The 14,625-nt window shown below is 61.1% G+C and carries 12 protein-coding genes; 4 read left to right on the forward strand and 8 right to left on the reverse strand.

Annotation, left to right across the window (positions count from 1 at the left end; translation table 11 throughout):
• The first annotated feature begins 174 nt into the window (after positions 1-174).
• Positions 175-2,439, forward strand: a complete 2,265-nt coding sequence (locus E1K68_RS12925) for an autotransporter outer membrane beta-barrel domain-containing protein (RefSeq protein WP_003190924.1) — start codon at positions 175-177, stop codon at positions 2,437-2,439.
• A gap of 51 nt (positions 2,440-2,490) precedes the next feature.
• Here the strand turns inward: E1K68_RS12925 and E1K68_RS12930 are convergent, their stop codons facing one another.
• The 5 genes from E1K68_RS12930 to E1K68_RS12950 all read right to left on the reverse strand — a co-directional run bounded on the left by E1K68_RS12930 (position 2,491) and on the right by E1K68_RS12950 (position 9,449).
• A complete protein-coding gene (locus E1K68_RS12930) occupies positions 2,491-3,084 on the reverse strand; it encodes a LysE family translocator (RefSeq protein WP_212614182.1) in 594 nt (197 codons plus the stop codon).
• 54 nt (positions 3,085-3,138) lie between these two features.
• On the reverse strand, positions 3,139-3,978 hold the full coding sequence (locus tag E1K68_RS12935) for an AraC family transcriptional regulator (RefSeq protein ID WP_057709908.1): 840 nt from the start codon (positions 3,976-3,978) through the stop codon (positions 3,139-3,141).
• Between the two features lie 72 nt (positions 3,979-4,050).
• Complete coding sequence (locus tag E1K68_RS12940) at positions 4,051-4,692, reverse strand: DUF1345 domain-containing protein (protein WP_003190927.1); 642 nt, start codon at positions 4,690-4,692, stop codon at positions 4,051-4,053.
• Between the two features lie 509 nt (positions 4,693-5,201).
• A complete protein-coding gene (locus E1K68_RS12945) occupies positions 5,202-8,300 on the reverse strand; it encodes an efflux RND transporter permease subunit (protein WP_212614183.1) in 3,099 nt (1,032 codons plus the stop codon).
• Positions 8,301-8,306: 6 nt separating this feature from the next.
• Positions 8,307-9,449: an efflux RND transporter periplasmic adaptor subunit gene (locus tag E1K68_RS12950; protein ID WP_047710733.1), complete on the reverse strand. Its 1,143-nt coding sequence runs from the start codon at positions 9,447-9,449 to the stop codon at positions 8,307-8,309.
• Positions 9,450-9,620: 171 nt separating this feature from the next.
• Between E1K68_RS12950 and E1K68_RS12955 the strand changes: the two genes are divergently transcribed.
• Positions 9,621-10,322, forward strand: a complete 702-nt coding sequence (locus tag E1K68_RS12955) for a response regulator transcription factor (RefSeq protein ID WP_003190934.1) — start codon at positions 9,621-9,623, stop codon at positions 10,320-10,322.
• A gap of 3 nt (positions 10,323-10,325) precedes the next feature.
• Complete coding sequence (locus E1K68_RS12960; RefSeq protein ID WP_003190936.1) at positions 10,326-11,627, forward strand: ATP-binding protein; 1,302 nt, start codon at positions 10,326-10,328, stop codon at positions 11,625-11,627.
• Here the strand turns inward: E1K68_RS12960 and E1K68_RS12965 are convergent, their stop codons facing one another.
• The 3 genes from E1K68_RS12965 to E1K68_RS12975 form a co-directional block, all read right to left on the reverse strand.
• Positions 11,628-12,302 (reverse strand): anti-sigma factor, encoded by a 675-nt coding sequence (locus E1K68_RS12965; protein ID WP_094775456.1) that lies wholly within the window; start codon positions 12,300-12,302, stop codon positions 11,628-11,630.
• Positions 12,299-12,829: a sigma-70 family RNA polymerase sigma factor gene (locus tag E1K68_RS12970; protein WP_032892062.1), complete on the reverse strand. Its 531-nt coding sequence runs from the start codon at positions 12,827-12,829 to the stop codon at positions 12,299-12,301. The genes E1K68_RS12965 and E1K68_RS12970 overlap by 4 nt, the downstream gene beginning before the upstream one ends.
• A gap of 86 nt (positions 12,830-12,915) precedes the next feature.
• Positions 12,916-13,437 (reverse strand): DUF3455 domain-containing protein, encoded by a 522-nt coding sequence (locus tag E1K68_RS12975; protein ID WP_003190941.1) that lies wholly within the window; start codon positions 13,435-13,437, stop codon positions 12,916-12,918.
• 193 nt (positions 13,438-13,630) lie between these two features.
• On the opposite strand from E1K68_RS12975, the gene E1K68_RS12980 reads away from it, so the two are divergent.
• Positions 13,631-14,416 carry a sulfite exporter TauE/SafE family protein gene (locus E1K68_RS12980; protein WP_003190943.1) on the forward strand — a complete coding sequence of 262 codons (786 nt, stop codon included), beginning with the start codon at positions 13,631-13,633 and terminating at the stop codon, positions 14,414-14,416.
• Positions 14,417-14,625: the final 209 nt, after the last annotated feature.

Consider the following 14,625-nt stretch of genomic DNA (forward strand, 5'->3'; position numbering starts at 1 on the left):
CCACATATATTCTCACCCTATTTGTCGATATTGAAACTGTCGACTTAAGACTTATCCTACATAAACAGGGAACGCCTCTGGGTAGTTTGGGCACCGCTTGATTGGCATGGTTCCGCGCTTTTGGTACCGGCCAATTTCTTCAATCGGAAATGCCAAACCCAGAGGGTGGTCCTGATGTCGTCAATATTCAATTTTAAACTCAACCCGTTAAGCTTCGCTTTGAAGGCAAACGCGGTCTCTTTAGTGGTGCTGATGTCGGGTATAGCCGAAGCGCGAGTGGTTACCGGGCCGAATGAAACCGTCCGGCCTGGCCCTCCGCCTGACAGCTTCGAATTGAAGCCCGGCTCAGGCCTCACCGTGGAAGGTGCCACTACCAAACAAATCCGTGCACAGTCTGCGAACTTGACCGTTAACCCAGGCAGCAAAACCCAAGACATCACGGCATTCAATTCGAACGTGAATATTGATGGCGCCGAGATCACTGCGCGGGCGACACAACCGGCAGCAGTGTTCATGAGTGGCGGGACGCTGTCACTCAAGAACAGCACACTTACCCACACTAATGGCACCGGCCTGGTCGTTTCTCGTCCGATTGGCAGTGACGAGGGGGCGATTGCCTCGGTATTCAACAGCAGCATCACCGGCACCACGCGTGGCGTCAGTGTAGGTGGTAACAGCGCGTTGGCGCTCTACCAAACCGACGTTGCAGGTACGGGCGAAAATGGCGTGGGCCTGTATCTGTTCGGTCAAGCCATTGCGATCGATAGCTCCATCACCGGTGAGCTCAATGGCGTGCGGATGGATATGGACCGCAGCCCCGAGGTGCCAGCTGCATTGATACTTGATGGCTCATACGTAGAAGGGAAAGCGGGCGCAGCCATTCTGGTCGAAAGCTCGAAGGCGGGTACACCGGCTAATGCAACTATAGATGTGCGCAACGGTGCCACCCTCAAGGGCGGCAACGGCAACATCCTCGAAGTTACCGGCGGCTCCTTCGCCAACATGAATGTCGACGGCAGTACCTTGTTCGGTGACGTCGTGGTCGAGGAGGGCAGCACCGCCACGTTGCAGCTCAACAACGGCTCGTGGTTGACCGGCCAGCTGAAAAACGTGGCCGAGTTAAGCGTGAACAACGCCTCCCACTGGGCACTGGTGGGTGACAGCGAAGTCGGCGACCTGAAAATGGCGGGTGGCAGCGTGCATTTTGGTGGGCCTAATGAGTTCTACCGGTTGGATGTCGACAGCCTGTCGGGCGATGGCACGTTCGTGATGCACACGGACTTTGGCAGCGGCCAGACCGACTTGCTCGCCGTTAATGGCATCGCCGAAGGTAACCACAGCCTGTTGCTGGCGGCCACGGGGTCAGAGTTGGCGACGGCCGAGCCGATACGCGTGGTCAGCACCGAGGGCGGGGATGCGCAGTTTGCCCTGGTCGGTGGATCGGTTGACGCAGGTGCCTACAGCTACGGGCTCAAGCAGGAAGATACCGACTGGTACCTGGACCCTAACCGTCGCGGCACCAGCAACAGCACCAAAGCGGTAATGGCGTTGTTCAACACCTCGCCCACGGTGTTGTACGGCGAGATGACCTTGTTGCGTACCCGCATGGGTGAGCTGCGCTTCAGCCAAGGCAACAACGAAGGTTTCTGGATGCGTGGCTACGGCAACAAGTACGAGGTCAGCGGCAATCAGGATGGTGGTGGCTACACGCAGAACCAGCGCGGCTTTACCTTGGGTATCGACACGCCGCTGTACGGTGGCGACGGGCAGTGGGTAGCCGGTGTGATGGCCGGTCACAGTACGTCCGATATCGACCTCAACCGTTCCGGTGGCGGTACGGTCGACAGCTACTACGTGGGCGGTTATGCCACGTGGCTCGATGACGAGAGCGGCCTGTATTTCGACGGTGTGGTCAAGCTCAACCGCTTGCATAACGAAGTCAACGTGAGCATGAGCGACGGCAAGAAAGCCAAGGGCAACTACACCCAGAACGCCGTGGGGGCTTCGGTGGAAGTGGGTCGGCATATCAAGCTCGATGACGGTTACTTCGTTGAACCCTACGGGCAACTCAACGCGGCGATCACCCAGGCCCAGAGTTACGATTTGGACAATGGCCTGCACGCCAAAGGTGACCGTTCGGCCTCGGTCGTGGGCAAGGCAGGCGTGACGGTGGGCAAGAGTATCCAGCTGGACAGCGGTGGTGTGTTGCAACCGTACTTGCGTACTGCGTTGGCCCATGAGTTCAATCACAACAACAAGGTCACGGTAAACGGCGAGCGCTTCAACAACGATGTATTCGGTTCGCGCATTGAAATGGCCGGTGGTGTGGCGATGTCGGTGACTCAGAACGTCAAGCTGCATGCGGACCTCGAGCATACACGTGGTAAAACCGTCGACCAGCCATGGGGTGTCAACTTCGGCGTGCGTTACGACTTTTGATTCATTCATCCGCCCGAACAGGGGAAGCTAGGCTTCCCCTTTTTTTCGCCTTCAGATCAGCACACTCAGCCAGGCTGAGCCCAACAGCAGCAAGGCCATGACTCGGTTGAATGCGCGTACGGTCCTGGGGGAGCGCAAGAGGCGGCTAGACCCGGCACCCAATAAGGCCCAGGCGCCGAGGCAGGGCAAGGCGATCAGGAAAAACACCAGGGACAGGTACACCACCTGGCGCTGCCCACCCTGGCCAGCGAACACACTGACCTCCGCCAGTGCCATCATCCAGGTTTTGGGGTTGATCAATTGCAGGGCCGCGGCGCCCAACAGGCCCAAGGGTTTTTGCGTGTCATCGGCATTGATGGCCTGGGCTGGCGCCCTGAAGATCTGCCAGGCCAGGTAACTCAGCCAAGCCACACCGGCCCACTGCATCGCCGTTTGCACGTTGGGCAGTTGCACCAATGACTGACCCACACCGCAACCCACCAGCAGCACAATCCCCGATGCCCCAACGCAAGCCCCCATGATGATTGGCAGCGCAGCCTTGAAACCGTAACGGGCGCTGTTGCTGAGCACCAGGATATTGGTCGGGCCGGGGGTGATGGAGGCGACAAAGGCGAACAGCATGAAAGGCACGAAGGTGGACAGCATAGCGGGGGACTCCAGTGAACTCTTCAAGGAAGTCCATCTTTACAAGCCTGCGGGTTACCGGTCTGGAAGATTTGTGCGGCGCTTGCGGTACGCGGCCGGCGTCAGGCCATAAGCACGCATGAACCAGCGGCCCAAATGACTTTGATCGGCAAAACCCAGGGCCATCGCCACGTCTGCCGGTTGGTCGCCCTTGGCCAATAAATACCGGGCCCGTGCCAGACGCAGTTGCACCAGATACGCGTGGGGCGGCAGGCCGAAGGCGCTCTTGAAGGCGCGGCTCAGGCGAAAGCGGTCGACGCCGCAGGCCAGTGCGAGTTCATCCATGCCCACGTCCTGATGCAGATGGGCGTGCAAGTATTCCCGCGCCTTGTGCGCCACCTGCGGCAAACGTGGGTCATCGCGGTAGCGCATGCGCCAGTAGAGCTGGCCGGTGAGGCGTTCCAGTAACTGATCCAGCGCGCTTTGCCGCACGATCCGCAATTCACCGTGATGCAAGCTTTGAAACGCGTGGCTTGTGGCCAGAGCCAGGCGCGGATCGATGGCCAAGGTGCTGGCGAAACTCAGTTGATGATGGGCGGGTGCCTCCTCAAAGACACTGGAAATTTCCCGCTCCAGCCACTGTGGATCGAGGTAGAGCATGCGGTAAGTGAAGCCGTCGACCGTCGGGGCATTGCCGTCGTGGAGTTCCCCAGGCTCCAGCAGGAACACCTGCCCCGGCACGCTGTCATGGCGCATGCGCCGGCAGTTGAATTGCTGCACGCCTTGTTCGGTCACGCCTACTAGATAGCTGTCGTGCCAATGGGGGTCATACGCATGGCCTTCGAAATGCGCGCGCAGGGTCTCGATGCCGGTGTCGGCGTCCTGGGACAGGTCGATCCAATTGCGCGCGGGCATACAACACCGAGGTTAAAAGTGAAGGGCTATTAGCGGCAGACGCCGGGTGGGCGTCTAGAAGGTTTGTGCAGTCTAGCCAAACAACCCGGCGGCGATGTTGATCGAAAAACCGAGAATGGCGGTGTTGAATAAAAAACCGATCAACGACTGCCCCAGTACCACCTTGCGCAGGCCACGGGTGGCGACGCCCACATCCGAGGTTTGTACCGCGACGCCGATGGTGAAGGAGAAGTACAGAAAGTCCCAGTAGTTGGGGGTGAGCAAGCCTTCGGCAAAACGCAAGGCGGGTTCCTTGCCTGGCCAGGTGTAATAGAGCCTGGCGTAGTGAACGCTGAAAATCACCCCGATCAGCAGCCAGGAGCCGATTACCGTCAGCCCGGTAAAACCGTAGTGCAGCAGACGCTCGGAAGCCGCCAGGTCCTTGCTGCCCACCAGTTCGAAGGTGATGGTGGCCAGGCTGGCGATGGCGGCGATGCACACCATGAACAGCACCAGGCCGGCGTTTTCATCTTCGACTTCGGCGATGCGCTTGACGTCCTCGGCCTTGGCGCGAATGGTCAGCCACAGCATCAAAACAAGGTAGGTCCAGACCCCGGCGTTCCAGCCGATGAGGATTTTGCTGGCGAGGGTGTCGGCCGGTACCAGCAGGCCGACGGCCAGGCCCAGTACGGCGGCTGATGAGAGGCGAGGGTGGGTGCGGGCGAGGAAGGGCATGGTGGCTCACAAAGAACTATGTGTGAGCACCATAGCTTATTCGGGTGTACCTGATCATGAATGCACTCAATAACCCTGTGTGGGCTTGCGTGGGAGCGGGCTTGCTCGCGAAGGCGGCCTGACAGTCAACACAGTTGGACCGTGTACATATCCATTCCTGCAGTAACGGCCACTTAGGGTTCCGCCCTGACGGCGTCTTACTTTTGAACAGCGCAAAAGTAAGCAAAACGCTCTTGCCCCACCACTTGGCACCTCGCCTAGGCTCGGTGTGCCCTCACTCCGGCTTGAATCCGTGGGCCGCCGTCATGGGCCATCCTTGGCCCAGGACGGCTAACCCGGCGTCCTGCCGGGTTACCCACGAATTCAAGCCTGCGTTCGGCCAGCGTGGTTTGACGGGGCGCCTAAGATCAAAAGCAGATCAAGAGCAAGATCAAGAGCGGCTCGCTTCGCATCGTGGTTACCGTCCACAGCTACAACTTGCAAGCCACCACGGTTGGCTGCGGCGTTGATCAGTTTGGTTTATGGCGCTTGCGCACCAGCTTTATCACCACCACAAAAAACACTGGCACAAACACCACCGCCAATGTCGCCGTGATCATCCCGCCAATCACACCGGTGCCAATCGCCTGTTGGCTGGCCGAGCTGGCCCCGGTGGCAATTGCCAAGGGCACCACGCCGAGGATAAACGCCAGGGACGTCATGATGATCGGCCGCAACCGCAAACGCGCCGCCTTCAAGGTGGCATCGATCAAGTCCTCGCCCTGGTCATACAGGTCCTTGGCGAACTCGATGATCAGGATCGCGTTCTTCGCCGACAGGCCGATGATGGTGATCAAGCCAACCTTGAAGAACACGTCGTTGGGCATCCCGCGCAAGCTCACGGCCAACACTGCGCCCAGCACGCCAAGCGGCACCACCAGCAACACCGAGGTGGGGATCGACCAGCTTTCATACAGTGCGGCCAGGCACAGGAACACGATCAGCAACGACAGGCCCAACAGCAGCGGTGCCTGGGAGCCGGATAAGCGCTCCTGCAACGACAAACCCGTCCATTCCTGGCCCAGCCCGGCAGGCAACTGGCTGACCAAACGCTGGATTTCGTTCATGGCCTCGCCGGTGCTGTGCCCCGGCGCCGCTTCACCGCTGATGGCGATGGCCGGGTAGCCGTTGTAACGGGTCAACTGCGTCGGGCCTTGGGTCCACTTGGCTTGGACAAAGGCTGACAGCGGCACCATCTTCCCAGCGTTGTTGCGCACGTGGATCTTCATCAGGTCGGCCACCTGGCTGCGTTGGTCGCCTTCGGCCTGCACCACCACGCGCTGCATGCGGCCCTGGTTGGGGAAGTCGTTGATATATGCCGAACCGATCGCGGAGGACAGCACGTTGCCCACGTCGGCAAACGAAACGCCCAAGGCGTTGGCCTGCTTGCGGTCGACTTCCAGCTGCACTTGCGGCGCTTCGGCCAGGGCGCTTTCGCGCACGTTGGCCAGGATCGGGCTTTTCGCTGCAGCGTCCAGCAATTCGGTACGGGCGGCCATCAACCCGGCGTGGCCGACGCCACCGCGGTCCTGCAAACGGAACTCAAAACCACTGGATGTGCCCAGTCCGTCGACCGGTGGCGGCAGGACTGCGTAGGCAATCGCGTCCTTGAGTTCGCTGAAGGCCATGTTGGCGCGATCGGCAATCGAGGCAGCGGAGTCATCACTGCCACGTTCCGACCAGTCCTTGAGCGTGGTAAACGCCAGCGCCGCGTTCTGCCCGGAACCGGAAAAACTGAAGCCCATGATCATGGTGGTATCACCCACCCCTGGCTCGCCTGCGTTGTGTGCCTCGATCTGCTCGGCCACCTGCACCGTACGATTCTTGCTGGCCCCCGGCGGCAACTGGATATCCGTGATGGTGTAGCCCTGGTCTTCCACCGGCAGGAACGAGGAGGGCAGGCGGCTGAACAACAGGCCCATGCCTACCAGCAATACCAGGTAGATCAGCAAGTAGCGGCCGCTGCGCTTGAGGGCATAGGCCACCCACCCTTCGTAGCGGTGGGTGAGTTGGTCAAAGCGCTGGTTGAACCAGCCGAAGAAACCACCTTTGGCATGGTGCTCGCCCTTGCCAATCGGCTTGAGCAAGGTGGCGCACAGGGCCGGGGTCAAGGTCAGGGCCAGGAACGCCGAGAACAGGATCGAGGTGGCCATCGACAGCGAGAATTGTTGGTAGATCACCCCTACAGAACCTGGCATGAACGCCATCGGCAGGAACACCGCCACCAGCACCAGGGTGATACCGATGATGGCCCCGGTGATCTGGCCCATGGCTTTCTTCGTCGCGTCCTTGGGCGACAGGCCCTCGGTGGCCATGATCCGCTCGACGTTTTCCACCACCACGATCGCATCGTCCACCAGGATACCGATGGCCAGCACCATGCCGAACATGGTCAGCACGTTGATCGAGAAACCCAGCAGCAACATGGTGGCGAAAGTGCCCATCAGCGCAATCGGCACCACCAGCGTAGGAATCAAGGTGTAGCGCACGTTCTGCAGGAACAGGAACATCACCGCAAACACCAGCGCCATGGCCTCCAGCAGGGTGTAGACCACCTTTGTGATCGAGACCTTCACGAAGGGCGAGGTGTCGTAGGGGATCTTGTATTCCACATTGGCGGGGAAGTAGCGCGACAACTCGTCCATTTTCGCCCGCACCAGCGTTGCGGTGCTCAAGGCATTAGCGCCGGGCGACAGCTGCACGCTGACGGCGGTGGACGGCTTGCCGTTCAGGCGGGTGGAAAACTGGTACTCCTGGCTGCCGACTTCCACCCGTGCCACATCGCCGATGCGCACGGTGGAGCCGTCGGGGTTGGCCTTGAGCACGATGTCGGCGAATTCGGCCGGGGTGGACAGTTGCCCCTTGACCAGCACCGCCGCGGTGATTTCCTGGGTGTGAGTACCCGGCAGATCACCGATGCTGCCCGCTGAGACCTGGGCGTTCTGGGCACTGATCGCGGCGTTGACGTCGGCCGGCGTGAGGTTGAAACCGATCAGCTTCTGCGGGTCAATCCAGATACGCATGGCGCGTTCGGCCCCGTACAACTGGGCCTTGCCGACGCCGTCCAGGCGCTTGAGCTCGTTCATTACGTTGCGCGCCAGGTAATCGCTGAGCGCGACGTCATCGAGCTTGCCGTCGTTGGAGGTCAATGTGACCAGCAGCAGGAAGCCGGCGGAGACTTTTTCCACCTGCAAGCCTTGCTGAGTCACGGCCTGGGGCAGGCGCGATTCCACGGCCTTGAGGCGATTTTGCACATCCACCTGGGCCATTTCCGGGTTGGTGCCCGGTTGGAACGTGGCGGTAATGGTCGCCGAACCCAGGCTGCTCTGGGATTCGAAATACAGCAGGTGATCGGCGCCGTTGAGCTCTTGCTCGATCAGGCTGACCACGCTCTCATCCAGGGTCTGGGCCGAGGCACCGGGGTACACCGCGTAGATTTCCACCTTGGGTGGCGCGACGTTGGGGTATTGCGCCACCGGCAATTGCGGGATCGCCAGGAAGCCCGCCAGCAGGATAAACAGGGCCACCACCCAGGCGAAGATCGGGCGGTCAATAAAGAACTGCGGCATGACGGGTTATTCCTTTACGAGCGGGCTGTCGTCCACTTCAACTTTTTCACCGGGGCGCGCATGTTGCAGGCCCTCGACGATGATGCGGTCGCCGGGCTTGAGGCCACTGGTGACGATCCAGCGGTTGTCGATCACCGCACCCAACTCCACCGGTTGCTGGCTGACGGTCTGCTCGGCATCCAGCAACAACACCATCGGGATACCGGCGCTGTCACGGGTAATGGCGCGTTGCGGCACGCTGAGGCCTTGCTTGTCGACGGCCTGTTCCACGCGAACCCGCACAAAGCTGCCCGGCAGCAGGTCGAGGTCCGGGTTGGGGAACTCGCTGCGCAGGATGATCTGCCCGGTGCCGGGGTCGACGCTGATGTCAGCGAAGAGCAATTTACCCGGCAACGGGTACTGGCTGCCGTCGTCCTGGATCAAGGTGGCCTTGGCCTGGTCCTGGCCGACCTGCTTCAGGCTGCCGGCACGAAACGCACGACGCAGGTCGTTCAGCTCACGAGTGGACTGGGTGAGGTCGGCGTGGATCGGGTCCAGTTGCTGGATAATCGCCAGCGGCGTCGCCTCGTTCTGGCCCACCAGTGCGCCTTCGGTCACCAGGGCGCGGCCAATGCGCCCGGAAATCGGTGCGGTCACGGTGGCATAGCCCAAATTCAGCTTGGCACGCTCGACGGCGGCTTTGTTGGCGGCGACTTCGGCGTTGGTCTGGCGCAAGGCGGCGCGGGCGTTGTCGTATTCCTGGCCGCTGATGGCATTGCCTTCCACCAGTTGGCTGTAGCGCTGTTCTTGCAGGCGCGCCTGGAACGCATTGGCCTCGGCCTTGCTCAGGTTGGCCTGGGCACTGTCCAGGTCGGCCTTGAACGGCGCCGGGTCAATACGGAACAACACGTCGCCTTGTTTTACATCGTGACCTTCGTTGAACACCCGCTGCATGACCACCCCGGCGACCCGCGCGCGGACTTCGGCGATACGCGGTGCGGCGATGCGCCCGCTCAGTTCGCTGGTAATAGAGAGGGGCTTGGCCTGCAGGGTTTCGATCCGCACTTTGGCCAGGGGCATTTGTGGCGCCTCGTCTGCCGACTGACCACACGCGCTCAGCGCCAGTGTGAGGGCCAACAGGCAAAACGGCGCAAATAGATTCTTCGACATGCTCTTATCCCAATATTGACTGGCGCATCCTAGGGGCACCTGCGCCGTGGTGCTGTGAAGCTGTGTAGCGGGTCTGTGAAGAAGTGTAAGGTACGGCGCGCAGGGCGCCGGGGGCGTATATCCTTGCACAATCCTGCAACACACCAACAAACCGCATTATTTGGAAACACCATGCCCAACATCCTCCTGGTGGAAGACGACGCCGCACTCTCCGAGCTGATTGCCAGCTACCTGGAGCGCAATGGCTACCACGTCAGCGTGCTCAGCCGTGGCGACCATGTCCGTGAACGCGCCCGCCTGAACCCACCGGACCTGGTGATCCTCGACCTGATGCTACCGGGCCTCGACGGCCTGCAGGTGTGCCGCTTGCTGCGCGCCGATTCGGCGGGCCTGCCGATCCTGATGCTGACCGCCCGCGATGACAGCCACGACCAGGTACTGGGCTTGGAAATGGGCGCCGACGATTATGTGACCAAACCCTGCGAGCCGCGTGTATTGCTGGCCCGGGTGCGCACATTGCTGCGGCGCAGCAGCCTGTCCGAACCCCAGGTGGCCAGCGACCAGATCGTCATGGGCAACCTGTGCATTGATTTGTCCGAGCGCACCGTGACCTGGCGCGAGCAGGCGGTGGAGCTGTCCAGCGGTGAATACAACCTGCTGGTGGTGCTGGCCCGGCATGCTGGCGAAGTGCTCAGCCGCGATCAGATCCTGCAACGCCTGCGCGGTATCGAGTTCAACGGCACCGACCGTTCGGTGGACGTGGCCATCTCCAAGCTACGGCGCAAGTTCGACGACCATGCGGGCGAGGCGCGCAAGATCAAGACGGTGTGGGGCAAGGGGTACCTGTTCAGCCGTTCCGAGTGGGAATGCTGAAGCATGTTTCGCGTACTGCTGCGCCTCTACCTGATCACCATCGTCACTTACAGTGCGGCGATTTACCTGATTCCCAAGCTGGTGATCCAGCTGTTCGAACACCGTTACATGGACTACAACATCGAACAGTCCCGTGGCCTGCAAAAGCTCATGGTCAAGCAGTACCAGCGGGCGCCAGTGGAGCGCTGGTCCCAGGTGACCGACCAATTGAGCCACGATTTTGCACCGCTGAAGGTGCAACTGTTGCTGCGCCAGGACGCCCGCTATACCCCTGAGGAAGAGCAGCTACTGGAGCAAGGCAAGCCAGTGATCCGCCTGGGCGAATGGGGCTGGATGGAAGAAATCAGTTCGCCGATCAACCAGCAGTTCGCAGTCAAGTTGACTGTGCCGCCAGACCCGCTGGACATGAACCTGTTGTACTGGTCGATGAACGTGCTGGTCGGCGCCGCCTTGCTGGCGTGCCTGCTGGTGTGGCTGCGTCCGCACTGGCGTGACCTGGAGCGTTTGAAGGGTACCGCCGCGTTATTGGGCAAGGGCCATCTGGAGGCGCGTACGGGGCTCGCACCCAGCTCCAGCATCGGCGGCCTGGCGGCGGTGTTCGACACGATGGCCGACGACATCGAGCGTCTTTTGAACCAGCAGCGCGACTTGCTCAATGCGGTCTCCCATGAACTGCGCACGCCGCTCACCCGCCTGGATTTCGGCCTGGCCCTGGCGCTTTCCGAAGACATGCCCCCGGCCAGCCGGGAGCGCTTGCAAAGCCTGGTGGCGCATATTCGGGAGCTGGATGAGCTGGTGCTGGAATTGCTGTCTTACAGCCGCCTGCAAAACCCGGCGCAGTTGCCCGAGCGGGTAGAGGTGGCGCTCGATGAGTTTATCGACAGCGTGTTGGGCAGCGTCGACGATGAGCTGGAAAACCCCGATATCGTCATCGATGTGGTGCTCGATTGCGCTGTGGAGCGCTTCAGCCTCGACCCGCGCCTTACCGCCCGAGCCTTGCAGAACCTGCTGCGCAACGCGACGCGCTACTGCGACAAGCGCATCCAGGTGGGCGTGCGCGTATGCCCTAAAGGCTGTGAAATCTGGGTGGACGACGATGGCATCGGTATACCAGCGGACCAGCGCGAGCGCATCTTCGAGCCGTTCTATCGCCTGGACCGTAGCCGCGACCGCGCCACCGGCGGCTTTGGCCTGGGCCTGGCGATCAGCCGGCGCGCCCTGGAGGCTCAGGGCGGCACCTTGACGGCTCTTGCGTCGCCCCTGGGCGGGGCGCGGTTTCGTGTGTGGCTGCCTAACCTTTCGTGATCAAAGCACTTTGACTGCACGGCCAATCCCGTGAATTGGCCCGGTGGGTTTGCCAGTGGGCGAGCCATTGGGCCCTTCCAGCGTCAGTTCAAACAACTGGTTCGGCGCCAGCGGCGGCAGCTTGTCCAGGGGTATCGACAAGGTCTGCCCCGGCTTTACCAGCCCCAATGAAACGGGACCCTGCCAGCCATCGCCTTTGGTCCAGAACTCCAGGGCTTTGTCAGCGGGAATCTCCATCACCCCCAGTGGAATCAACTGGATCTGCTGATTATCACTGGCCTGCACCACCCAGCCCGGTGCCTGGCTTTGTGGCGCCATCAGCACCACCACGAAGCTGGGTGCGGGCATGGGCGGGCGCGTCAGTAATAAAGCCGCCAGCACCACGCTTGCCATCAGCCCCGCGGCAGAAAGCCCGCGCCAGAACGCCAGCAGGTTCCACCACGGCACGCTCGTTTCGGGGGCTTTGATGCGGCGTTCAATGCGCCGCCACAGCTGTGCCGAAGGCGGTACCGGTTGCGCCAGCGCCACCAGAGGCAACAAGCGCTGCTCCCAGGCATCCACCTGTGCGCGCAGCGCCGCATCATGGGCCAGGCGTTGTTGCACCTGCGCGCGCTGTTCGGCGGGCAGGGTCCCCAGCACGTATTCGCTGGCTAGTTCATCCAGGCTGTCGTTCATGCCATGCACTCGCGCAAGGCGGTGAGGCTGCGTTTGATCCAGGCTTTGACTGTGCCTAATGGGGTACTGAGCTTTTGCGCGATTTCGCTGTGGGAGTAACCGTCCACATAGGCGTGCAGGATGCAGGTGCGGCGTGTCGGGTCGAGCCGTTCCAGGCATTGGTGGATCTGCCCGGAGCGTGCGGCAAACTCGATAGCCTGGGCAGGCTCTGCCAGCGGTTCGTACTGATCGTCCAGCGGCACGTCACGTCCGGCGCTGCGTACCACGTCCAGGGCCAGGTGGCGGGTCACGCTGAACACCCAACCCCGTGCGGAGCCTCGCAGGGGGTCGAAACTGCGCGCGCCATGCCAGATCTTGATAAAGGCGTCATGCACAATGTCCTCGGCCAGGGCCTTGTTGCGGGTAATGCGCAATGCCACACCGAGCAAACGGCTGCTGTCCTGCTCATAGAGCTGGTGCAGGGCGCGTTGATCGCCGCGGGCGCAGGCTAACAGGCACACTTCATAATCAAAGATGATTTCAGCCAAACCAGAATTCCTGCCACTGAGGAGACGTCTACGCGTGGTAGGCGCGAGGTTGCTCGCGCCTACCTGGCCAGCGTAGCTGAGTTTGCTCAGTTGGCGGCCCAGAAGAGGTAATCCGCTTGGTATTTCACCACTTCCTTGGCGCCTTTGTTCGCCGTGGTGCAGGGCGTAGCGGGAGCGACCCCGCCTTTGAGCGCTACCCGCTGGATATACGTCACGCCACTCATTGCACCTTTGCCTTCGGCCGGGTTGGCCTTGACCAGTTGATAGGGCAGGTTACCCGGGCTTGACGGCGCCACGGCCAATTGCGTGCCGGTGATGGTCGAGCCGTCCTTGGCCTGCCAGGTGGCGGGTGGGCCGAAATAGGTGCCGACCTGCTGGCCATTACGGTCGTTCAACACGGCTTTGGGGCCGACGAAGGTCCACTCGGTCTGGCCGGCGGCGTTGGCCTTGTCGCGGCATTCATAGGTGATTTCGCCGACGCCGGTGGTTTGCATCGCCAGCTTGTGGCCATCCGGCACCTTGATGCTGTCCGGCAGGCCCGCCTGGGCAAACGCCGACGGTGCGGCGATGAGCAGACCGGTCAAGCACAGCAGTGTTTTAGCGTTCATGGTGTTTCTCCATTGGGTAGAACAGCAGGGTTACGCTGATGACTACGGCACAGGCCCGCCCTTTGGATGCAGTTCTTGGCAAAAAAAATCTTAGATTCCAAAAATGCATAAACTCAGATCGCATCGGTATAAGTGGTTATAAGAAAAATCGCTATCCTGCGGCCAGAAATTTATAAGGCCACGGGTAGCTGGAATGGATGTAGGTAATATTGGTTTCGTGGTTGCCGGCCTGATCGTGGGTTTTATTGTGGGCATGACGGGGGTGGGCGGCGGTTCGCTGATGACCCCGATCCTGCTGTGGTTTGGCATCAACCCGGCCACCGCAGTGGGCACCGACCTGCTGTACGCCGCCATTACCAAGTCCGGTGGCGTGCTGGTGCACAGCAAGAACAAGAATATCGACTGGACCATCACTGGCTGGCTCACCCTGGGCAGCGTACCGGCGGTGTTGCTGACGTTATGGTTCCTGGCCAGCCTGCACACCGACCCCAGCGCGATGAACGCGGTGATCAAGCAGGCCCTTGGCGTGGTGTTGCTGCTGACGGCCCTGGCGATCCTGTTCAAGAAAAGCTTGTTGGCCTTTGCCCAGCGTCATGCTGGCGATTCCTACCATCTGCGCCCGCGCAATCTGAATGTGCTCACTGTCGTGACAGGTGCGATCCTCGGCACCATGGTGGCACTGACCTCGATCGGCGCCGGCGCTCTGGGCACGGTGGCGTTGTTTATTCTGTACCCGTTCCTGGCCACGCGGCGCCTGGTTGGCACCGAGATTGCCCATGCGGTGCCCCTGACCTTGGTGGCGGGCCTGGGCCATGCCAGCATGGGGAATATGGACTGGCATTTGCTGGGGTTTTTGCTGATGGGGTCGTTGCCGGGGATCTACGTGGGTAGCCATATGACGGGTAAGATTCCCGATGGGGTATTGCGGCCGTGCCTGGCGGTGATGTTGATGGCGGTGGGGTACAAGTTGGCGTTCTGAGTACGTGGCCTGACACCCCACGATCCAAATGTGGGAGCTGACTTGCCTGCGAAGGCGGCCTCACAGTCGACACCGTTATACCGAGTACATATCCATTCCTGCGGTAACGGCCACTTAGGGTTCCGCTCTGACAGCGGCTCACTTTTGAAAAGCGCAAAAGTAAGCAAAACGCTCTTGCCCCACCACTCGGCACCTCGCTTAGGCTCGGT

Origin of the sequence: Pseudomonas sp. B2021 (assembly GCF_018135665.1) — a bacterium.
Lineage (GTDB): Bacteria > Pseudomonadota > Gammaproteobacteria > Pseudomonadales > Pseudomonadaceae > Aquipseudomonas > Aquipseudomonas lactis.